This window comes from Bradyrhizobium sp. USDA 3262, assembly GCF_054060035.1.
The window spans coordinates 1,263,754-1,285,985 of the sequence record NZ_JBSSCT010000001.1; the positions used below are offsets into that span (position 1 = coordinate 1,263,754).

Consider the following 22,232-nt stretch of genomic DNA (forward strand, 5'->3'; position numbering starts at 1 on the left):
AAGGCGTGCCCCGCCTGCCGAAATTTGATATCGCCACCCCTGAAACATCATCGACTTCGATTTTCGACCGATTGGACCGTCCCATGAGTACGATTCTGAAAAGCCTGCCCACCGGCGAAAAAGTCGGCATCGCGTTCTCGGGCGGGCTCGACACCTCAGCGGCGCTGCTCTGGATGAAGCTGAAGGGCGCCAAGGTCTTCGCCTATACCGCCAATCTCGGTCAGCCCGACGAGGCCGACTACGACGCGATCCCGCGCAAGGCGATGGATTTCGGCGCCGAGAAGGCCCGCCTGGTCGATTGCCGCACCCAGCTGGTCCATGAAGGCATCGCCGCGATCCAGTCCGGCGCGTTCCACATCTCGACCGGCGGCATCACCTATTTCAACACCACGCCGCTCGGCCGCGCGGTGACCGGCACGATGCTGGTCGCGGCGATGCAGGAGGATGGCGTCAACATCTGGGGCGACGGCTCGACCTACAAGGGCAACGATATCGAGCGCTTCTATCGCTACGGCCTGCTGACCAACCCGAGCCTGCGCATTTACAAGCCCTGGCTCGACCAGCAGTTCATCGACGAGCTCGGCGGCCGCGCCGAGATGTCGGCGTTCATGACCGCGCAGGGCTTCGCCTACAAGATGAGCGCGGAGAAGGCCTATTCGACCGACAGCAATCTGCTCGGCGCGACGCATGAGGCCAAGGATCTCGAGAGCCTTGCGAGCGGCATCACCATCGTCAACCCGATCATGGGCGTGCCGTTCTGGCGCGCCGATTGCGACGTCAAGGCTGAGAAGGTCGTGGTGCGCTTCGAGGAAGGCCAGCCGGTCGCGCTGAACGGCAAGACGTTCGCCGATCCGGTCGCGCTGTTCCTCGAGGCCAATGCGATCGGCGGCCGCCACGGCCTCGGCATGAGCGACCAGATCGAGAACCGGATCATCGAGGCCAAGAGCCGCGGCATCTACGAGGCGCCGGGCATGGCGCTGCTGCACATCGCCTATGAGCGTCTCGTCACCGGCATTCATAACGAGGATACGATCGAGCAGTACCGCATCAGCGGCATGCGGCTCGGCCGCCTGCTCTATCAGGGCCGCTGGTTCGATTCGCAGGCCTTGATGCTGCGCGAGACCGCGCAGCGCTGGGTGGCGCGCGCCGTCACCGGCGAGGTGACGCTCGAGCTGCGCCGCGGCAACGACTACTCCATCCTCAACACCGAGAGCCCGAACCTGACCTATGCGCCGGAACGGCTCAGCATGGAGAAGGTCGAGGACGCCGCCTTCACGCCGGCCGACCGCATCGGCCAACTGACGATGCGCAACCTCGACATATCAGACACCCGTGCCAAGCTCGGTCTCTACAACAAGACCGGCCTCATCTCGAGCGGCGAAGGCGCGCAGATCTTCCAGCTCGAGAACGACAAGGACTGAGGCGGCACCCTCTCGCCTCGTCGTCCCGGGCAAGCGAAGCGCGACCCGGGACCCATAACCACAGGCCGTGGTTATGAAGTACGCTGGTGCTCCAGCGCGTTTCCACGACTCCTCCCTGTGGTTATGGGTCCCTGCTTTCGCAGGGACGACCCGGGGATGGATATCGGCCTACTTCACCCTGAGCGCATCCAGCAGCGAGCGGAACGCGCGCGCGTAATCGGTGCCGGTCTTGCCGATATCCGGCCCCGCGGAAACCGCGACCGCCGCCTCCGTCACCGCGCCGAGCAGCAGCCGTGCCAGCGGCTCGATCGGTTGCCTGGCGATCACACCGGCGTCCATCGCAGCAGTTAGCGCGCGTGGAAACTTGCCGCCGAAATGTTTGGCGTCGATCTCGCGCCAGCGCTCCCAGCCGAGCACGGCGGGACCATCGCGCAAGATGATCTGGCCGGTCGGGCCCTTCGAGCACGCCGCGAAATAGCCTTGCGTGCCCGCCGCCATCGCCGCCAGCGGATCGTTCTCGGCGCGCGAGATGCGATCGAGATCGGCGACGAGGTCGATTGACACCTGCTCGAACACGGCCTCGAACACCGCCTCCTTGGTCGCGAAGTGATGATAGACCGCGCCCTTGGCGACGCGCGCTCCAGCGGCGATGTCGTCCATCGTCGCAGCGGCAAAGCCGCGCTCGCCAAAAATGCGCCGCGCCGCCTTGACGATGGCGGCTCTGGTTTTCTCGCGCCGCTCGGCCTGGGTTGCCATGGCGCATCTCTATCCCAGTTCCAGGCGCAAGCCAATTGACTTACCGACTGCCAGTCGATAAATACCGACTATCAGTCTGTAACTGGAGAGTGCCCATGCCCTCGCTTAGGACGTTGCAAGCCTTCGCTGACACGGTGGAATCCAACGACCATGTCGGCGCGATCAGGAACTTCTATTCAGACGATGCCCGCACCCAGGAGAATGACGGCCAGTGGCGGGTCGGCCGCGAGGCACTGGCAGCGCGCGAGGCGGCGGTGCTGGCCGCGGTCGCCGGCGTCAAGACCACGCGGCTCGGGCCGCTCCTGCTCGACGGCGATCATTCGGCGATCTGCTGGCGCTTCGAATTCACCGGCAAGGACGGCAAGGTGCGCAGCATGGAGGAGGTCGCTTGGCAGACCTGGCGGGGCGAGGAGCTGGTCGAGGAGCGCTTCTTCTACGATCCGCAGCAGATGGCGCGCTGAAATCGCGCCGGCCTTGCGGCAATACGCCCCGGCGCGCCTCATTGCGCCGTCATCCGCCGCAACTAGCCTCCGCTCCGATGCGCATGATGCGTAAGGGCGGAGCATCGATCATGATCAAGCAAGTTGCCGGTATGGCCGTCACGCTGGCGTTGTCGGCAGCGCCGGCGTTCGCCCAGACGATCTATCCGATCGATCGCGCCGATATCCTCGTCGGCGCCAAATTCGACTTCAAGGTCGAGCTTCCGGGGCTGGTCGATCAAGCCAAGCTCAAGGTCACGCTGAACGGCGCGGATTATGCCGCGGTATTCGGCCAGGGCGGCACATTCACCGCGCGCGAGGCCGGCCGGGAGCAGTCGGCGCTGTTGCTGCGCGATGTCTCGCTCGCCAAGCCCGGGCAGGTCGCCGTCGAAGTCAGCGACGGCACGCAGAGCCGGAAGGTGACCTGGACCGTCTACGACACCGGGGCACGCAAGGCCAGGAACGTGATCCTGTTCATCGGCGACGGGATGTCGCCGTCGCATCGCGTCGCCGCGCGAATCCTTTCCAAGGGAATTGCGGAGGGCAAGAGCCGCGGCAAGCTCGCGATCGACGACATGCCGCATATGGCGCTGGTCGCGACCGCGGGCTCGGACTCGATCATCACCGATTCGGCGAACGCCGCGAGCGCCTACGCCACCGGCCACAAGGCCGCGGTCAATGCGCTCGGCGTCTACGCCGACCGCACGCCCGATCCGCTCGACGATCCCAAGGTCGAGACCATCGCGAGCCTCGTCAAGCGCCGGGCGGGCCTCGCCGTCGGCATCGTCACCAACACCGAGGTCGAGGATGCGACCCCGGCGGCGATGGTTGCGCATACCCGCCGCCGCGCCGCCTATGACGCGATCGTCGCGCAATATTTCGACGCGAAGCCCGACGTGCTAATGGGCGGCGGCTCCGCGAACTTCCTGCCGCAATCCACGTCCGGGTCGAAACGCAAGGACGATATCGATTATCTGGCGCGCTTCCGCGACGCCGGCTATCCGGTCGCGACCACCGCAAGCGAGCTGAACGCGCTGGCGGCGAAGCCCGACGCCCGCCAACTGCTCGGCCTGTTCGCCGCCGGCAACATGGACGGCGCGCTCGACCGCAAGTTCCTGAGGGGCGGTGGCGTCAGGAAATTCCCCGAGCAGCCGGACCTGACCGAGCAGGTTCAGGCCGCGCTCACGGTGCTGTCGAAGCACGAGGCCGGTTTCTTCCTGATGGTCGAGTCCGGCCTGATCGACAAATACGCCCATCTGCTCGATATGGAGCGCGCGGTCTACGACACCATCATGCTCGACAATGCGGTGCGGCTGGCAAAGGCCTGGGCGAAAGCGCGCAACGACGACACGCTGATCCTGGTCGTGGCCGACCACAACCATCCGAACAGCCTGGTCGGCACCATCAATGACGACATGGCGGCGACACCCAACGTGCCGCTGCGCGAGCGCGTCGGCGTCTACGAGAAAGCCGGGTTTCCGAATTATCCGGCGCCGGACGCCGAGGGTTATCCGTCACGCGTCGATGTCAGCCGGCGGCTTGCGATCTTCTCCGCCAGCCTGCCGGATCACTACGAGACGTTCCGCCCGAAACTCGACGATCCGAACGAGCCGACCGTGAAGGGCGACCAGCCCGACACGTTCAAGGCCAATGACAGGTACAAGGATGTCCCCGGCGTCGTGCTGCGCTTCGGCAATCTGCCGGCGATGATCGGCGCCAGCGTGCATTCCGGCGAGGATGTCATCCTCACCGCGACCGGCCCGGGCAGCGAGCGCGTCCACGGCTCGATGGACAACACCGAGGTATTCCGCGTGATGGTCGAGGCGCTGGGACTGGGGGCGGAGAAGTAACGAATGATGAGATTGGGTCGATCAGCAGGCCCGCTGTACCTCTCCCGCTTGCGGGGGCGACGCTTCTCCAACCTCCCCTTGAAAAGGGGAGGTCGCTTTGCTCGTCAGAGCAAAGCGGGTGGGGATCTGCTCTCTCCGCAAACAGTGTTGCCTGCGGCTGACCCCCATCCCGACCTTCCCCCTTTCAGGGGGAAGGAGAAGAAACAAAAATGGCCGGGATCGCTCCCGGCCATTTCGTCGCGTGATGTCGCGCCGGCTCAGCGCGGCGGGGCGGCGGAGGCGGTGCCGCCGTTGAGCAGCGGGGTGATGCGGCGGACGGTGACGCGCCGGTTGATGCGGCTCGGTCCGTCGGTCTGCTCCTTCAGATATTGCGAGCCGTAACCCTGCGAGGTCAGGTTCTCCGCCGGCACGCCGAACTGCTGCGTCAAGAGCTCGGCGGCGGATTGCGCACGGCGGTCCGACAGCGACAGATTGTCGGTGTCGTTGCCGGTCGCATCCGTATGGCCCTCGATCAGGAACACCTCGCGCGGATTGCGCTGGATGGCCCGATTGAGACCGTCGGCGATCACCTGCAGCCGCGCAGCCTGGTCTGGCGGGACGGTCCACGATCCGGAGTCGAAATTGATCGTGTTGACGTCGATGCTCGGCATCTGCATGCGGACATTGGGGCTGTAGCGGATCTCGTCGAGCGAGTAGCGCCGTTCGATCCGCTGCACCGGCGGTGCCTCCATGGTCTCGTAGATCACGTCGGGCGACGCGTCCTGAGCGTCGACGATGTAGCGATCGTAGGGAATGTTGACCACCGGCGGTGGCGCGTCGACATAGAAGCCGCCGACCGCCCGCGGATCGCGATAGCTGTTGTCGATGATGACGACCTCGCGTCCGCCAGTGTCCCTGCGGATCCGGCGCAGCATCTGGCCGTCGGACCCGACCACCGTGATGATCTCGCTGCCGTCGGGACGAACCACCACCGTCCGCGTCTCGCCGCCGATCGTCTCGGTGCGGATATCGCGCGCGCCGTAGCGGAAACGATAGACGTCGTCGCCGCGGACATAGGCCTGGCCGCCCGGATCGCGGATGATGACGCGGTCCGGCTCGGTGTAGATGGTGCGGCCGCCCTCGACGACCTCCTGCCGCTGGCTGTGCAGGTCGGCGATGCTGCCGCCGATGATGGCTCCGGCAACCACGCCGGCACCGACCGCGGCGCCGATCGCGAGCGGCTTGATGTTGTCATGGCGCGGCGGCGGCGGCAGCGGTGCTGCGACGGCAGGCGCGGCGCGGAAGGCGGGCGCAACCGTTGGCGGCGCGTATTGCGCGCGGCCGGGCGGCGGCGTTGCGGCGGCCGAACCGGGGACGACCGACGGTGCCGGCGCGCCCATGGCTGCTCCCTGGGCTGGCGATACGCCGGGCGCGACGCCCGGACGTGCTGCCGGCTGACCCGGAGCCGGGGTCGCGCCGGGCGCGCCCATTGCCGCGCCCGGGGTTGCCGGTGTTCCGGGCGGTGTCGCCGGACGTCCCTGCTGACCTGGCGCCGGTGGCGTCGGCGTCGCGCCGGGTGCCGGAGGCGTCGCGGCAGACGGGGTACCTGGACGCGCGGGCTGTGCGCCGGCTGCCGGAGGTGTCGGGGTCGGTGTCGCACCGGGAGCTGTCGCGGCGGGCGGTGTGCCCGGTCGTGCCCCTGCTGCCGGCGGCGTTGTCGTTGTCGAAGGCGTGGGCGTTGACGTCGCCGCGGGCGGGGTGCCCGGCGGTTGCTTGGCGCCGCCAGGACGTTCACCGCGTTCGCCACCCGGACGATCACCAGGGCGGCGTTCGGCCGGTGCCGTTGTCGGAGCTCCCGGCGTTGCGGGCGTCGGTGTCGGCGTTGCCGCCGCGGGCGGGGTGCCGGGGCGTGCTGCCGGCGCGGCGTTCGGCGTGGCGCCGGGCGTTGGCGTCGGGTGCGCGGGTCCTGCGCCAGGCGGCGGCGTGCCCGGTCGCTGCGGTGCTGCGGCCGGCGGCGGTGGAGTCGGCGTCGGATGTGCGGGGGCGGCCGCCGGCGGTGGCGGGGTCGGCTTCGCAGGCGCCGCTGCGGGCGGCTCCGGCCGTGCCGGTGCCGGCGATGGCTTCGCGGGCGCGGCCGCGGGCGGCGGCGGTGTGGGATGCGCAGGAGCAGCAGACGGCGGAGGCGTCGTCGGGCGCGCGGCAGGCGGCTCGGGCCGTGCGGGAGCCGGCGGCGGCGCCGGATGCGGTGCGGCTGCCGGAGGCGGCGTCGGCTTTGCCGGTGCAGCTGCGGGCGGCTCGGGCCGCGCAGGTGCTGCAGGCGGGGTCGGCTTCGCGGGCGCTGCGGCCGGCGGCGGAGCAGGATGTGCCGGTGCCGCGGCGGGAGGTGGCGCCTGCGGGTGCGGCGCGGCCGCCGGCGGTGCCGGACGTGCAGGAGCACCCGGCGCGCCCGGCGCCGGCCGCGCCTTCGGCTTTCCGTCAGGTCCGGTTTCTTCCTTCTGCTGCGCCTGTGCGACGACCAGAGGCGAAGTTTGGGCGTGCGACGCTGAGGTGGCGAACTGCATCACCGTCAGCGCAGTCGTGGCAAGCAGCACGAAACGAAGCTTTGTCATTGTCTAGGAGTCCCCGGCGGAAAGTCTGGGCAGGAAAGCAAAGTGAGAACCGAACAATTCGGCAGGACGATGAACCGCCAGCCGTTAGGCCGGATTGTGGCGAGCCACGAATCATCGGCGAAGTTTATTTCGACATTATAACGGGTTGCATGTGCGATTGTTCACCGCGCGTTCAGAAGAAACGCACCGACACATATGCAATCGACGTGGAACCAAGGCGCAAGAGTGGCTCACCGGCCGGCGAGTCGATCTGTCGCAGGCGGTGGGCCGGACGGTCCTGGCGGCCCGCGCACCGGTGATTCGTCAGGTGTCTTGCCGGGCAACTCGTCCGGTCGCGGCGGCTCGCCGGGTTCGCGCACCGGCTCCGGAATCTCGGGACGCGGATTGCCGGGTGGAATTCCCGGCGGCGGTTCGCTCGGGGTGCCCGGCGTCGTCGGCGGAATCTCCGGGGGCTCGATCGGCATCATGTCGAGACCCCGCGGCGGTTGCCGATGCCAGATCGCGTCGCGCGCATTGATCGCTCCATCGAAGTTCGCAGCGACAACGGATCGCGCGCCGCGGCGTTCCGATGTTTCACCCGGGCGTGTGACAGACCGCCTCGATATTGTGGCCGTCGGGATCGAGCACGAATGCGCCGTAATAGTTCGGGTGATAATGCGCGCGAATGCCGGGCGCGCCGTTGTCGCGGCCGCCGGCCGCCATCGCAGCCTTGTAGAAGGCATCGACGGTGGCGCGGTCCTTGGCCGTGATGGCGATATGCACCGGCTTGTTCATCGCGCCTTCGCCGCCGATCCAGAAGTCCGGCTGGCCGTCGGCGCCGAAACCCGCCGCAGGCGCGTGCCCGGTCACCTCAGCGGGTACTTCCATGATCAGGCCGTAGCCGAGCGGCGCCAGCGCCGTCTGGTAGAACGCCTTCGCGCGTTGATAGTCGGAGACAGAAAAGCCGATATGGTCGATCATCGCGAGCCTCCCTTGTTGTGATGCATTTGCATCCGCGTTCTCGTCTCACCTCCCCTTGCAAAGGGGCGGTGAAACGTAGCCCGGATGAAGCGAAGCGCAATCCGGGGCTGCTCCAGCCGCCGATGGTCTGGTCCCGGATTTCGCTGCGCTTCATCCGGGCTACGGATTTACATCCGCAGACTCGTTGCCTCACCTCCCCTTGAAAAGGGGAGGTCGCTTTGCTCGCGAGAGCAAAGCGGGTGGGGATCTGCTCTCTCCGCTGGCACCGTTACCTGGGGCTGACCCCCATCCCGACCTTCCCCCTTTCAGGGGGAAGGAGAAGACAGGGCTGTCAACCCCGTACCAGCAGCGTGTTGCTCCGCGTCCGGCCCTGCTCGACGTAACCGCGCGCATGCATGTCCGCAATGCAGTCGTCGGTCCATTCGTCCTTCGACAGATGCTCGATCACCACCGCGCCGGGCCACAGCGACTGCGGCGCGTCGCGGAAGAAGCCGATCAGCACGCGGTCCTCGAAACCCTCGACGTCGATCTTGAGCGCGTCGACCTTGCTCGCGCCGGCCTCGTCGAGAATGCGTTGCAGCCGCAGCGAAGGCACCTTGAACGCCTTGCCCGTCGGCGTGCCGGTGACGATGTGGCTGGCGCCGAGATTATCGCCGTCGGTCTCGATCATCAGTTCGCCATCGGTCGGGCCAGCGGCCGCCGCAACCAGGCGCACCTGCGGAAAGCCGGAGGCCTGGGTGTTGAACTTGAGCCGTGCATGCGTCACCGGATGCGGCTCGATCGCGATCACCTTGCCGCCGGGCCCGACATCGCGCGCCAGCGCCAGCGCATAGGTGCCGACATTGGCGCCGAGATCGACGAAGGTGCCATCCGCGCCGACATGCGCCCGCAGGAAGGCGAGTTCTTCAAGGTTGTAATCGGGATTGAACAGCGCGCCGCGCTCGGTCGCGCTTTGCTGATGATAGAAGCGGAACGATGCGCTCTGGTAGGTCACGTCCAGCGGACCCGCGCCGAACAGATTGACCAGCTTCGACAGCCAGGGCCGGAACGCGCCGCGCTTCAGTCCTGAGCCATGCGCCAGGCGGATGATGGCGGCCTGCGCCGCGTTGGGCGCGAAGGCGCCGAACGGCGCCGGCGATATGTCGTTGCTCGGGATCACGCATGGCCTCGTCAAAAGCGCGGCATGCATAGCCGGTTTTGACGGCAGCGCCAACGCCCGTTACGCCGCCTTGCCCGCTGCCTGCCGTTGCCGCAGGAAGCGGCCGAGCAGCCTTCGCTTGCCCTTGCGCGGGATCAGATCGACGTCGCTGACCAGTTTGGCGCCGCCCTTGCGGCGCTCCAGCACGATCTTGCGGCTATGGAACGCTTCGAGCTCGACGCGATGGGCGACGCTGACGATGGTCGCTTTCGGCAGTTCCGTCGTCACCATCTCCATCATCTTGTCCTGGCTCTTCTCGTCGAGCGCGGACGTCGCCTCGTCGAGCACGACAATGTCGGGCGCGTGCAGCAGCAGCCGGGCAAAGGCGAGCCGCTGTTTCTCGCCGCCGGACAGGGTCTGGTCCCACGGCGCGTCCTCCTCGATCTTGTCCTTGAGATGGTCGAGGCCGACCTTGTGCAGGGCACGGCTGATCTCATCGATGGTCCAGTCTTCCGCCGCGCCGGGATAGGCCACCGCGCGCCGCAGCGTGCCCGAGGGCACGTAGGGCTTTTGCGGCAGCATGAAGAGGCGGCGGTCCGCGTGCAGGCCGACACTGCCGCCGCCCCACGGCCACAGCCCGGCGATGGCGCGCACCAGCGTGCTCTTGCCGGTGCCGGATTCGCCGGCGACCAATAGCCGCTCGCCCGGTTCGATCACCACTTCGGTCTCGCCGACCACGGCGGTGCCGTCGTCCAGCGTGACGGAGAGATCGTTGAGGCTCAGCATGGCCTCGCCCGCGGTCTCGCCGCGCTCGATGCGACCGAAGCCGTCGCCGGTCTCGGCGCGTTCAAGCCCGTCAAGCGACATCATCAGCGAGGCGATGCGCCGTGCGCAGGCGTTCCAGTCGGCGAGCCGCGGATAGTTGTCGACCAGCCAGCCGAACGCGGTCTGCACGATGGTGAAGGCCGAGGCCGCCTGCATCACCTGGCCGAGCGACATGCTGCCGTCGAGGAACTTTGGCGCGCACAGCAGCAAGGGGACTACCGGCGCAATGAGATTCGATCCCTGCGACACCAGCGTCGTGCGCATGTGCTGCCCGGCGAGCCGCGCCCATTGCCGCAACACGTTCGAGAACGTCTTGTCGATGCCGTCGCGCTCCTCGGTTTCGCCGCCGAGCAGCGCGATGCTTTCGCCATTCTCGCGCACGCGGGTCAGGATGTAGCGGAATTCCGCTTCCGCCTGGTTCTTGTCCTCGGAGATCTGCACGAAGCTGCGGCCGATCGCCGTGATCGAGCCCGACGCGATCGCCGCATAGATGATCGCGGCAATGACCAGGAAGCCCGGGATGCTGATCGACGAGCCGCCGAGCGCCACCGTCAGCGCGCCGCCGATGGTCCAGAGCACGACGATGAAGGTGACGGCCGAGAGCAGCGCCGACGTCACGCCGGCGATGAAGTCCACCGGAGAATCAGTCGCGATCCGCAGATCCTCCGCGATCCGGTACTCCGGATTCTTGTGGTCACCGTCGACCAGGTTGAGCTGATAGTAGCGGCCGTTGGTCAGCCAGCGCGACACGACGGCGTTGGTCAGCCAGGCGCGCCAGCGCCGCTGGATGCCCATGCGGCCGAACACCTGCGCGACCCCCAGCAGCACGCTGCCGATCGCGAGCGGAAAGAAGATGGCGGTCAGGTGGAAGACACTGGCCGAATCGCGCTTCTCGATCGCATCGAAGATCGCGCGATTCCAGACATTGATGCCGTATTGAACGGCGACATTGGCGACGATCAGCAGCAGCAGGCCGATCGTGAACAGCCATGCCAGCCGGTCGCCGCTCCGGCCCCAATAGCCGCGCGCGCTGATCCAGAACCGCGTCAGCAAATAGTCCTTGCGCGCCTCTTCGGCCTCTTCGGCCGACAGCTCGGGATCGGGTTCGACGATTTCAGGCGGTGGCGGTTCGACATGGTCGCCGCCTTCGGCAGTCACCTCGACAAATTCCGACTTCTCATCCGCTTCGCTTGCCGCGGGATCCTTGCGCTCTTGATCAGCCGGCTTTGCGCTCGCTTTCCGACGCGATGCGGTTTTGGCCGACGGCGGCCTGTCCGACGATTGGGATTTTGCCTCAGCTTTGCCCATGGCACGATAACGCCAGGCAAATTACCCGGTTCCGCACTGGGACCGGTGGTCAGCTGCGCCCTCTGTTCAAGAGAGGGCGAAACGAGATGCAAAGCTCGGACAAATTATGTCGCGAGAAAGCTGAGCTATGTCCTCATCCTCATCTGTCATCGCCCGGCTCGACCGGGCGATCCAGTACGCCGCGGCCTCTCGGCTCAAGCGCTGGCGCCTCTGGAATACTGGATCACCCGCATGCGCGGGTGATGACACCGCGCGGTGTGACATCTGGAATTGCGACTCATCCTCACTGTCGTCCTGGCTTTCGCCAGGACGACAGCGTGCTTGAGATGTGCCACGCAATCACCTCACTCCGCCGGCGCCTGATCGCGCCTCAGCCGGCGCGACCGCGTCGCTTTGTGCAGCACGCGCGCGAGCTGTTCGGCCGAATAGGGCTTCTGCAGCAGTTCGAAGCCGCCGCTGCCCTGTTGCGACAGCACCTGGCTGTAGCCGGAGGCGAGCACGATCGGCAGATCGAGCCGCTGCCGGCGGATCTCTTCCGCAAGCTCGATGCCGCTCATGCCGGGCATCACGACATCGGTGAACACCAGGTCGAACCGGTCAGCGTCGACGGCCAGCTCCTCCAGCGCGTGGGTGGCGTTGTCCACCAGCACGCAGGTGCAGCCGAGCTGGGTCAGCGTGTCGGCGGCAAACTTTCCGACCTCGGCATTGTCCTCGACGATCAGAACCGATGCGCCGGTCCGATCGACCGAGGGTGCGTCCTCGGTGCGCTGCGCCCGCGCGCCACGCTCGCCGACGACGCGCGGCAGATACAGCGTGAATGTCGCACCCTTGCCGACTTCGCTGGTGACGGTCACCTCGCCGCCGGACTGCTTGGCGAAGCCGAACACCTGGGACAGGCCGAGGCCGGTGCCGTGACCGACCTCCTTGGTGGTGTAAAACGGCTCGAAGATGCGGCCGAACAGCTCCTGCGGAATTCCGACGCCGGTGTCGGTCACCGACACCGCGACATGGCCGGGCGAGTTCGGCGGCGTGCCGGTCGCGGACGGCAGTCTGTCCACGGCGCGGACCGCGATCGTGAGCCGGCCGACGCCGTCCATGGCGTCGCGCGCGTTCACCGCCATGTTGATGATGGCGGTCTCGAACTGGCCGGCATCGGCGTTGACGAGGCAGGTCTCGTCCGGCACCTGCGCCGCGATCTCGATGCGCGCGCCGATCAGGGTTGCGATCATCTCGCTCAGGGTGCGGACATTCTGGCAGGCGTCGAACACCTCGGGCTTGAGGGTTTGCCGGCGCGCGAATGCAAGCAGCTGGTTGGTCAGCTTGGCGGCGCGGTTGACGGTGTTGGAGATCGCATCGATGTAGCGCTGCCGCCGCGGCTCCGGCAGGTCCGGCCGCCGCAACATGTCGACCGACGCGCGGATCACGGTGAGCAGGTTGTTGAAGTCGTGCGCGACGCCGCCGGTGAGCTGCCCGAGTGCCTCGAGCCGCTGGCCGTGCCGCAACGCCTCCTCGGCCTCGATGCGCCGGTTGGCCTCCTCCTGCAGGCGCTGGGTTCGCCGGAAGGCGAGCGCGAGCAGGCCGAACAGCAGGCCGGTGGCCGGGATCCCGAAGATCAGGTGCTGGGCCATGGTCGACATCCAGCGCGACTGGATCGCCGAGGTTTCGAGGCCGGCACTGACATAGACCGGGTATCCCGCCAGCCGCTGATAGCGCATGCGCCGCTCGATGCCGTCGGCCGGGGAACGGATCGTCATTGTCCCGGCCTCGGGATTGGCGACGATCTGCCGCCCGAGCGGTCCGCTCGGCTCGAACCGGACGTCGTGGTTGACGGCAGGGAAGTGCGCCAGCACGGCGCCGTCGGTCCGGATCAGCGCCAGGAAGCTGCCGGGTTCGCGGCCGATCCTGGCGTAGAAATTCTCGAAATATTCCGGAAGCACGGAGGCCTGGATCACGCCGGCAAAGCTGCCGTCGTCGCCGTTGCGGCGCCGGCCGACGCTGAAGAACCGCGAGCCCAGATAAGGCGGCCGCGGCGTCAGCACCTCGCCGATATAGGTGCCGATGTCGCCCTGGGCATGGATCCGGAAGTAGTCCCGGTCCGAGAAATCGACGTCGGGTGCCGGCTGCACCAGGCTGTTGACGAGGGCGCGGCCGTTGGCGTCGAACACCCAGACCGATTTCACCTGGGGAAGCGCCATGGCGACCTGCCGCAGCCGCTCGTGCAGGCTCTTCTCGCGCGCGCCGATATCGGCATCACCCATGCCGCGGACGACCTCGGTGACCTCGGCCAGGCCGCGATCGATGGTCTCGAACACCTTCAGCGCGTGCTCATGGGCGACATCGAGCGTGCGCTGGATCTCCTGGTCGGCGGCCTCGCTGGTCGAGATCCAGGACATTGCGGAGGCAAAAACGAACAGCGCCAGCGGAAGGGCCAGCGCGGCGGCCATCATCCATTGCAGCAGTCTCAGCGAATTGCGTTGTGCGGTCTGCACGGGCGCTCCGGCTCCGCGCGAACCATAACGCAAACCGTTGCGCGGGAGGAAGCGAAACGGCGCCGCCGGGCGCGGCGCGGATGCTCGTTCGCCATTCCGCGATCGGTCAAGGTTACCGGAGACCAACCCGGATCGATCAATTCGCAGCCGGCTCGCGTCCGGGGCCGCGCCGGGCGGCCGCGGCGCGGTGGCATCACGACCTCGTTAGCGCCTCGCCGGCAGTCAAGCGGAAAATCGGCCCGGATGGCGCTTCCGGGCGCTGTTTTTAGGAGTTCTAAAACCTCTCACGGGCAAACGCTTGACCCTGTGACTACCTGCTGAAAAACAGGCCGCATGACAGGCGATCCAAACAGCTCCCGGGATAATTTGCAGGATGTCCGGCTCGGACATGCGGATCGCGGTTTTGTCGGAAAGATCATCAGGCTCGATGCGCTCGTGACGGGCTCATCGCTGTCTCCGCAGGAGCTGGAGCAGCGCCTGGTGGAGATGGGATTTGTCGAGGGCGCGCGCGTGGAAATCCTGCATGAAGGCACGATCCGAAAGGACCCGATCGCGGTGCGCGTCGACAACATCACGATCGCGCTGCGCCGGAGCGAAGCCATGGCTGTGATCGTCGAATGACCACTGCATCCCTGCGCCTGGCGCTGGTCGGCGCGCCGAACACCGGCAAGACGTCGCTGTTCAACAGCCTGACCGGCAGCCGTCAGAAGGTCGCCAACTACCCGGGCGTCACGGTCGAGCGCAAGTCCGGCGGCTTCGTCACGCCGGAGGGCCGCAGCGTGACCGTGCTCGACCTGCCCGGCACCTATTCGTTGCGCGGCCGCAGCCCGGACGAGGAGATCACCCGCGACATCGTGCTGGGCCGCTTCGACGGCGAGGCGGTGCCCGATCTCGTGCTCTGCGTCGCGGACGCCACCAACCTGCGGCTGACCTTGCGGCTGGTGCTCGAGCTGAAGCACGTCGGCCGGCCGATGATGCTGGTGCTCAACATGATCGATATCGCCAGGCGCCGCGGTGTCACGATCGACATCGATCGGATGTCGCAGGAGCTGGGGCTACCGATCGTGACCTCGGTCGCGGTCCGCAAGGGCGGCATCGACGAGCTCCTGAAGCGGACCGACGAATTCCTGGCGAGGTCGCATGAGGCGGCGGCCAGCGAGTGGACGACGCCGACGATTGCCGACCTCAAGGCGGCGCAGCGCGAGGCGGACCGCATCATCGCCGCGGCGGTGACGCTGCCGACCAAGCCCGACACGCTGACCAACCGGATCGATTCGGTCGTGCTGCATCCGGTCTGGGGTCTCGTGATCCTGGCCGTGATCCTGTTCGTGATGTTCCAAGCGGTGTTCACCTGGGCGCAGCCGGCGATGGAATTTCTCTCGGACAGCTTCGCCGCGCTCGGGCAGCTGATCCACGGCGTGCTGCCCGAAAGCTGGAGCCTGTTGCAGAGCTTCCTGCAGAACGGCGTGATCTCCGGCGTCGGCAGCGTGATCGTGTTCCTGCCGCAGATCATCATCATCTTCCTGTTCATCCTGCTCCTGGAAGATTTCGGCTACATGGCGCGCGCCGCGTTCCTGATGGACCGCATCATGGGCGGCGCGGGGCTGCATGGCCGCGCCTTCATTCCGCTGCTGTCGAGTTTTGCCTGCGCGATTCCCGGCATCATGGCGACGCGCGTCATCGACAACCGCCGCGACCGCCTGACCACGATCCTGATCGCGCCGCTGATGACCTGCTCGGCGCGCATTCCGGTCTATACGCTGATCATCTCGGCCTTCGTTCCGGCGACCACGCTGTGGGGTTTCGTCAATCTGCAGGGGCTCGTGATGTTCGGCCTCTATGCCGCCGGCATCACCAGCGCGCTGACGGTCTCGGCGATCGCGAAATTCTTCCTGTGGCGCGATCACGCGCCGGCGCCGTTCATGCTGGAATTGCCCGATTACAAGATGCCGCGGCTGCGCAGCATCGCGATCGGCGTGTTCACCCGCGCCAAGATGTTCCTGTACCGGGCCGGCACCACGATCCTGTCGATGATGGTGCTGATCTGGTTCCTGGCCTCGTTCCCGCAGGCGCCGGCCGGCGCCGAGGGGCCGGCGATCAATTACAGCTTTGCGGCGATGATCGGCCATGCGCTCGAGCCGCTGCTGCGGCCGATCGGCTTCAACTGGCAGATCGCGGTGGCGCTGATTCCGGGCATGGCGGCGCGCGAGGTCGCGGTGGCGGCGCTCGGCACCGTCTATTCGATCGAGGGCGGCAAGGAGGCGGCGGACCAGATCGGTCAGGTGCTGGCGCAGAAATGGACGCTGGCGACCGCGCTGTCGCTGCTGGTCTGGTACATCTTCGCCCCGCAATGCGCCTCGACGCTCGCGGTGATCCGCCGCGAGACCGGCGGCGCGAAGTGGATGGTGGTGACGTTCATCTACATGCTCGCGCTGGCCTATGTCGCAAGCTTCCTGACCTTCAACCTCGCGCAGGCACTCGGCCTGCATTGATCGGCAACGCAGTTTCATCATTTCGACTCGAAACTGCGATAGGTGCATGCAGCCAAGCGAAGCAGTAGAGTTGGTCGAGGGCGCATGAAGCGGGCGCCTCCGCGTGTTCCCTGCGAGACCATGCAATGTCGACGTACGGCCTGGAGCGGCTATTTTCGCCTCGAAGCATCGCAATCGTCGGCGGCAGCCCGCGCCCGTCGTCGCTCGGCGCGGCGGTGCTCAGGAACATCAAGGCGAGCGGCTTCACCGGCCGCGTCGGCGTCGTCAATCGGAACTATGCCGACGTCGATGGTGCGCCGACCGTCCCCGACCTGAAGTCGCTGCCATTCGTTCCGGATCTCGTCGTCATCAGCGCACCGGCGGCGGCGGTTCCCGAAATCGTCGCGGAGGCGGCTTCGGCCGGCGTTGCCGGTGCGGCGATCCTGTCGGCCGGTCTTGGCCATGGCGCGGGCTCGCTCGCGGAGACCGCGGGGCAGACGGCGCGACGGCATGGCATGCGCCTGATCGGGCCGAATTGCCTCGGCGTCATGGTGCCGCGTGTGAAGCTCAATGCGAGCTTTGCCTCGCATCAGCCGTCGGATGGCCATGTCGCCCTGATCTCGCAGTCCGGCGCGGTCGCGTCGGCGATGATCGAGTGGGCGGCGGAGCGGCGGCTCGGCTTCTCCGGCATTGCGTCGATCGGCGACCAGCTCGACGTCGACGTCGCCGACCTCCTCGATTATTTCGCGCTCGACGATCACACCAGCGCGATCCTGATCTACCTCGAAGCCGTCAAGGACGCGCGCAAATTCATGTCGGCGGCGCGCGCCGCGGCGCGGTTGAAGCCGGTCGTCATCGTCAAGTCGGGACGGATGGCGCAGGGCGCGAAGGCCGCCGCGACCCACACCGGCGCGCTGGCAGGCTCCGATGCGGTCTACGACGCCGCATTCCGCCGCGCCGGCATGCTTCGCGTCTACGACCTGCGCCAGCTGTTCGATTGCGCCGAGCTGCTCGGCCGCGGCTTCATCCCGCGCGGCAACCGGCTCGCCATCCTGACCAATGGCGGCGGGCTCGGCATCCTCGCGACCGACCGGCTGGCCGAGCTCGGCGGCGTTCCCGCGACACTGACGGCGGAGACCATCGAACGGCTCGACAAGGTGTTGCCGCCGGGCTGGTCCTACGCCAATCCGGTCGACATCGCGGGCGATGCCGATGCCGACCGCTACGTGGTGGCGCTCAACGCACTGCTCGATGATGCCAACAGCGACGCGGTGCTGGTCGCGAATGTGGAAACCGCGGTAGCGCCGGCTCAGGGGATTGCCGAGGCGGTGGCGCAATGCGTGCGCGACCGCAGGACGAAGCGGAGTGCGGTGGCGGCATTGGTGCTCGCGGCCTGGGTCGGCGCCGACGAACGCACCGGCGCGATCTTCGAGGCGGCGCGCATTCCGCATTTCCCAACCGAGGACGATGCGGTGCGCGCCTTCATGTATCTGGTGCGCTATCGCGAGGCCTCGACCGCGCTCGCCGCAACCCCGCCGGGTGTCGCATCCGTGTTCACGCCGGAGACGGCGGCGGCGCGGCACGTTGTCGTGAAGGCGCTTTCGGAAGGGCGCGCCTGGCTCGATCCGGCCGAGATCGTTGCCCTGTTCGAGGCCTATCATATTTCGATCGTGACGACGCTCGTCGCCGAGACCGCCGAGGACGCCGCCGCGAAGGCGGCGCCGTTTCTCGCCGAGGGACATGCGATCGTGGTCAGGGTGTTCTCGCGCGACATCCGGCACGCCTCCGACGTCGGCGGTGTGATCCTCGACTTGCGCACGAAAGACAGCGTCGTTGAAGCTGCACGGACGGTCATGGCGCGGGCACGAAGTGCCCGGCCCGATGCCATCCTGCAAGGCGTGACGATCCAGCCGATGATCGTGCGGCGCGCGGCGCGCGAACTGATCCTCGGCATCGCCGAAGATCCAACCTTCGGTCCGGTGATCGTGTTCGGGCGTGGCGGCCCCGCGGTCGAGGTGATCAACGACAAGGCGCTGGCGCTGCCGCCGCTCGACATGAATCTCGCCCGCGAGCTGATCGGACGCACCCGCGTCTCGCGGCTGCTCGGCGGCTATGGCGATGTGCCGGCGGTCCCGGCCGATGTGGTGCCGCTCACCCTCGTCAAGCTGGCGCAGATGGCGGCCGACATTCCCGAGGTCGCCGAGCTCGACATCAATCCGATGCTGGCGGACGAGAGCGGCGTGCTCGCGCTCGATGCGCGGGTCGCGATCCGCAAGCCGGCGCGGCTGTTCGCCGGCCACACCCGGCTCGCGGTGCGGCCCTATCCGTCGCAATGGGAGGGCGAGCTTGCGCTGCGCGACGGCTCGCGTGTCACGGTGCGTCCGATGCGGCCGGAGGATGAGCCGATGGTCAGCGAGTTCTTCAAGCGCGTCACCGCCGAAGACCTCAGGCTGCGCTTCTTCCATGCGATGAAGGAATTCTCGCACGCCTTCATCGCGCGCCTGACCCAGCTCGACTATGCGCGCGCGATGGCCTTTGTGGCGCTCGATCCGAATACCGGCGAGATGATGGGTGCGGTCCGGCTGCACTCGGATTCGCTGTATGAGAATGCCGAATACGCGATCCTGCTGCAGTCCGATCTCAAGGGCAAAGGACTCGGCTGGGCGCTGATGCAGCTCCTGATCCACTATGCGCGGTCGGAGGGCTTGAAGCGCCTGTCCGGCCAGGTGCTGACCGAGAACACCACGATGATTGGGATGTGCCGCGATCTCGGCTTCACCGTCACGATGGATCCGGACGATCACAGCATCGTCGATGTCGTGCTCGACCTCGATCGATCCGGCGTCGATGCGGTCGGCGCCGATATCCTGATCCGGCCTGCTGCGGCTGGCCGCTGACGACGCGCCAGCCGCGGCCGTGTCAGATCAGATCCGGCGTTCGACCAGCTTGAACTTGAGCTCGGCGATCGCTTCGGAGGGGTTGAGGCCCTTCGGGCACGCCTTGGCGCAGTTCATGATGGTGTGGCAGCGATAGAGGCGGAACGGATCCTCGAGATTGTCGAGCCGCTCGCCGGTCGCTTCGTCGCGGGAGTCGGTGACCCAGCGGTTTGCCTGCAGCAGCGCGGCGGGGCCGAGGAAGCGTTCGCTGTTCCACCAGTAGCTCGGGCAGGAGGTCGAGCAGCAGGCGCAGAGGATGCACTCGTAGAGGCCGTCGAGCTTCTCACGGTCCTCGTGGCTCTGCCTCCACTCCTTCTGCGGCGTCGGCGTCGTGGTCTTCAGCCACGGCTCGATCGAGGCATACTGGGCGTAGAAATTGGTCAGGTCGGGGACCAGGTCCTTCACCACCGGCTGGTGCGGCAGCGGATTGACCTTCACCGCGCCGCCCGCGCCGACGTCGTGCATCGACTTGGTGCAGGCCAGCGTGTTCTGGCCGTCGATGTTCATCGCGCAGGAGCCGCAGACGCCTTCGCGGCAGGAGCGGCGGAAGGTCAGCGTCGGGTCGATGTGGTTCTTGATCCAGATCAGGCCGTCCAGCACCATCGGACCGCAATCATGGGTGTCGACATAATAGGTGTCGACGCTCGGATTCTTGCCGTCGTCCGGGTTCCAGCGATACACCCGGAATTCGCGCGTCTCGGTGGCGCCTGCCGGCTTCGGCCAGGTCTTGCCGCCGGAAATCTTCGAATTCTTCGGAAGTGCGAATTCAACCATGCTTGCTCGCCTTCGTTCTCAGTAGACCCGCGCCTTCGGCGGGATGTACTGCACGTCATTGGTCATCGTGTAGCTGTGCACCGGACGGTACTCGATCGCGGTCTTGCCGGCGGGATCGATCCAGGTCAGCGTGTGCTTCATCCAGTTCTTGTCGTCGCGGTCCGGGAAATCCTCGCGCGCATGCGCGCCGCGGCTTTCGGTGCGGTTGGCCGCCGAATCCATCGTCACGACCGCCTGCACGATCAGATTGTCGAATTCCAGCGTCTCGACAAGGTCGGAATTCCACACCAGCGAGCGGTCCGACACCGAGATGTCGCCGACGCCGCCATAGACCTTGTGAATCAGGTTCTGGCCTTCCTGCAGCACGTCGCCGGTGCGGAACACCGCGCAATTGTTCTGCATCACGTGCTGCATGCTGTCGCGCAGCTTCGCGGTCGGCGTGCCGCCGGAGGCATGGCGGAAATGATCGAGGCGGCCGAGCGCGAGGTCGGACGAATCCTTCGGCAGCTCCGGCTGCTTGGCGTTCGCGGTCAGCTTGTCGGCGAGGCGCAGCGCGGCGGCGCGGCCGAACACCACGAGATCGATCAGCGAGTTGGAGCCGAGGCGGTTGGCGCCATGCACCGAGACGCAGGCGGCTTCGCCGATCGCCATCAGGCCCGGCACAACCGAATTGTCGTCGCCGTTGCGCTTGGTCAGCACCTCGGCGTGATAGTTCGTGGCGATGCCGCCCATGTTGTAGTGCACGGTCGGCACGATCGGGATCGGCTCGCGGGTGACGTCGACATTGGCGAAGATCTTCGCCGATTCGGAGATGCCCGGCAGCCGCTCATGCAGCACCTTCGGATCGAGGTGGTCGAGGTGCAGGAAGATGTGGTCCTTCTTCTTGCCGACGCCGCGGCCTTCGCGGATCTCGATCGTCATCGCGCGCGAGACGACGTCGCGCGAGGCGAGGTCCTTGGCCGACGGCGCATAGCGCTCCATGAAGCGCTCGCCCTCGGAGTTGACGAGATAGCCGCCCTCGCCGCGGGCGCCTTCGGTCACGAGACAGCCCGAGCCGTAGATGCCGGTCGGGTGGAACTGGACGAACTCCATGTCCTGCAGCGGCAGGCCGGCGCGCAGCACCATGCCGCCGCCGTCGCCGGTGCAGGTGTGCGCCGAGGTGCAGGAGGCATAGGCGCGGCCGTAGCCGCCGGTCGCCAGAATCGTGGTCTGGGCGCGGAAGCGGTGCAGCGTGCCGTCGTCGAGCTTGAGTGCGATCACGCCGCGGCAGACGCCCTGGTCGTCCATGATCAGGTCGATGGCGAAGAACTCGATGAAGAACTCGGCCGAGTGGCGCAGCGACTGGCCGTACATCGTGTGCAGCATGGCGTGACCGGTGCGGTCGGCGGCGGCGCAGGTGCGCTGCGCCTGGCTCTTGCCGAAGTCGATGGTCATGCCGCCGAACGGGCGCTGATAGATCTTGCCGTCCTCGGTGCGCGAGAACGGAACGCCCCAATGCTCGAGCTCGTAGACCGCGTCGGGCGCGTTGCGCACCATGTATTCGATCGCGTCCTGGTCGCCGAGCCAGTCCGACCCCTTCACGGTGTCGTACATGTGCCAGCGCCAGTCGTCCTGATGCATGTTGCCGAGCGAGGCCGAAATGCCGCCCTGCGCCGCCACCGTGTGCGAGCGGGTCGGGAACACCTTGGTGATGCATGCGGTGCGCAGCCCGGCTTCCGAGCAGCCGACCACGGCGCGCAGGCCGGCGCCGCCGGCGCCGACCACGACGACGTCGTAGGTATGGTCCTGGATCGGGTAGGCCTTGCCGTTCGTGGCCGGGCCACCGTTGGTGGCCTTGCCGTTTCCTTCACCGGCCATGGATCAAACTCCCGACGACAATTTGAGGATTGCGTAGATCGAGGCCAATGCGACCGCGACGCAGAAGAAGTTGTTCGCCATCACGCTGGCGATCTTCAGCTTCTCGTTGTGGATGTAGTCTTCGATCACGACCTGCATGCCGATCTTCATGTGCCAGGTGCTGGCGATGATGAAGAGCAGCAGGATGATGGCGATCGGGATCGAGCCGAGGATCTGCGCCGCGCCGGCATGGTTGCGGCCGATCAGCGTGATCACCACGACGATCACGGGAACGATCAGCAGCGTCATCGCAACCGCGGTGAGGCGCTGGCGCCAGAAATCGCCCGTACCGGTGTGCGCGGAGCCGAGGCCGCGGACGCGCTCCAGCGGCGTGCGCATCG

Annotated in this window: 16 protein-coding genes; 6 read left to right on the forward strand and 10 right to left on the reverse strand. The window is 67.0% G+C overall.

Features of this window, described 5'->3' with window-relative positions:
• Nucleotides 1-83 precede the first annotated feature (83 nt).
• Entirely contained in the window at nt 84-1,421 is a 1,338-nt protein-coding gene (argG, locus tag ACVWYP_RS05905) for an argininosuccinate synthase (RefSeq protein ID WP_304498070.1), read from the forward strand.
• A 168-nt stretch (nt 1,422-1,589) separates the two neighbouring features.
• Here the strand turns inward: argG and ACVWYP_RS05910 are convergent, their stop codons facing one another.
• Complete coding sequence (locus ACVWYP_RS05910) at nt 1,590-2,177, reverse strand: TetR/AcrR family transcriptional regulator (protein WP_304498071.1); 588 nt, start codon at nt 2,175-2,177, stop codon at nt 1,590-1,592.
• A gap of 95 nt (nt 2,178-2,272) precedes the next feature.
• On the opposite strand from ACVWYP_RS05910, the gene ACVWYP_RS05915 reads away from it, so the two are divergent.
• Nucleotides 2,273-2,638: a nuclear transport factor 2 family protein gene (locus tag ACVWYP_RS05915; RefSeq protein WP_304498072.1), complete on the forward strand. Its 366-nt coding sequence runs from the start codon at nt 2,273-2,275 to the stop codon at nt 2,636-2,638.
• Between the two features lie 110 nt (nt 2,639-2,748).
• A complete protein-coding gene (locus ACVWYP_RS05920) occupies nt 2,749-4,506 on the forward strand; it encodes an alkaline phosphatase (protein ID WP_453945761.1) in 1,758 nt (585 codons plus the stop codon).
• A 257-nt stretch (nt 4,507-4,763) separates the two neighbouring features.
• Here ACVWYP_RS05920 and ACVWYP_RS05925 read toward each other — a convergent pair whose 3' ends face one another.
• The 6 genes from ACVWYP_RS05925 to ACVWYP_RS05950 all read right to left on the reverse strand — a co-directional run bounded on the left by ACVWYP_RS05925 (nt 4,764) and on the right by ACVWYP_RS05950 (nt 13,814).
• Complete coding sequence (locus ACVWYP_RS05925; RefSeq protein WP_304498073.1) at nt 4,764-7,094, reverse strand: OmpA family protein; 2,331 nt, start codon at nt 7,092-7,094, stop codon at nt 4,764-4,766.
• A 230-nt stretch (nt 7,095-7,324) separates the two neighbouring features.
• The gene (locus ACVWYP_RS05930; RefSeq protein WP_304500447.1) at nt 7,325-7,558 is read right to left on the reverse strand and encodes a hypothetical protein; all 234 of its coding nucleotides are present in this window, start codon (nt 7,556-7,558) and stop codon (nt 7,325-7,327) included.
• 109 nt (nt 7,559-7,667) lie between these two features.
• Nucleotides 7,668-8,054 (reverse strand): VOC family protein, encoded by a 387-nt coding sequence (locus ACVWYP_RS05935; protein WP_304498074.1) that lies wholly within the window; start codon nt 8,052-8,054, stop codon nt 7,668-7,670.
• 331 nt (nt 8,055-8,385) lie between these two features.
• On the reverse strand, nt 8,386-9,243 hold the full coding sequence (locus ACVWYP_RS05940) for an FkbM family methyltransferase (RefSeq protein WP_304498075.1): 858 nt from the start codon (nt 9,241-9,243) through the stop codon (nt 8,386-8,388).
• A gap of 30 nt (nt 9,244-9,273) precedes the next feature.
• Entirely contained in the window at nt 9,274-11,325 is a 2,052-nt protein-coding gene (locus tag ACVWYP_RS05945) for an ABC transporter ATP-binding protein/permease (RefSeq protein ID WP_304498076.1), read from the reverse strand.
• A 344-nt stretch (nt 11,326-11,669) separates the two neighbouring features.
• Nucleotides 11,670-13,814: a hybrid sensor histidine kinase/response regulator gene (locus ACVWYP_RS05950; RefSeq protein WP_304498077.1), complete on the reverse strand. Its 2,145-nt coding sequence runs from the start codon at nt 13,812-13,814 to the stop codon at nt 11,670-11,672.
• 333 nt (nt 13,815-14,147) lie between these two features.
• Between ACVWYP_RS05950 and ACVWYP_RS05955 the strand changes: the two genes are divergently transcribed.
• The 3 genes from ACVWYP_RS05955 (at nt 14,148) to ACVWYP_RS05965 (ending at nt 19,182) form a co-directional block, all read left to right on the forward strand.
• A complete protein-coding gene (locus ACVWYP_RS05955; RefSeq protein WP_026192088.1) occupies nt 14,148-14,435 on the forward strand; it encodes a FeoA family protein in 288 nt (95 codons plus the stop codon).
• Entirely contained in the window at nt 14,432-16,306 is a 1,875-nt protein-coding gene (feoB, locus tag ACVWYP_RS05960) for a ferrous iron transporter B (protein ID WP_304498078.1), read from the forward strand. The genes ACVWYP_RS05955 and feoB overlap by 4 nt, the downstream gene beginning before the upstream one ends.
• Nucleotides 16,307-16,431: 125 nt before the next feature.
• Nucleotides 16,432-19,182 (forward strand): bifunctional acetate--CoA ligase family protein/GNAT family N-acetyltransferase, encoded by a 2,751-nt coding sequence (locus tag ACVWYP_RS05965; RefSeq protein WP_304498079.1) that lies wholly within the window; start codon nt 16,432-16,434, stop codon nt 19,180-19,182.
• Nucleotides 19,183-19,209: 27 nt separating this feature from the next.
• Here the strand turns inward: ACVWYP_RS05965 and ACVWYP_RS05970 are convergent, their stop codons facing one another.
• The 3 genes from ACVWYP_RS05970 to sdhD are packed head-to-tail and all read right to left on the reverse strand — an operon-like array spanning nt 19,210 to nt 22,230.
• Nucleotides 19,210-19,995, reverse strand: coding sequence for a succinate dehydrogenase iron-sulfur subunit (locus ACVWYP_RS05970; RefSeq protein WP_304498080.1), 786 nt, complete (start codon nt 19,993-19,995; stop codon nt 19,210-19,212).
• An 18-nt stretch (nt 19,996-20,013) separates the two neighbouring features.
• Nucleotides 20,014-21,852, reverse strand: a complete 1,839-nt coding sequence (gene sdhA / locus ACVWYP_RS05975) for a succinate dehydrogenase flavoprotein subunit (RefSeq protein ID WP_304498081.1) — start codon at nt 21,850-21,852, stop codon at nt 20,014-20,016.
• A gap of 3 nt (nt 21,853-21,855) precedes the next feature.
• A complete protein-coding gene (gene sdhD / locus ACVWYP_RS05980) occupies nt 21,856-22,230 on the reverse strand; it encodes a succinate dehydrogenase, hydrophobic membrane anchor protein (protein ID WP_085964893.1) in 375 nt (124 codons plus the stop codon).
• Nucleotides 22,231-22,232 lie beyond the last annotated feature (2 nt).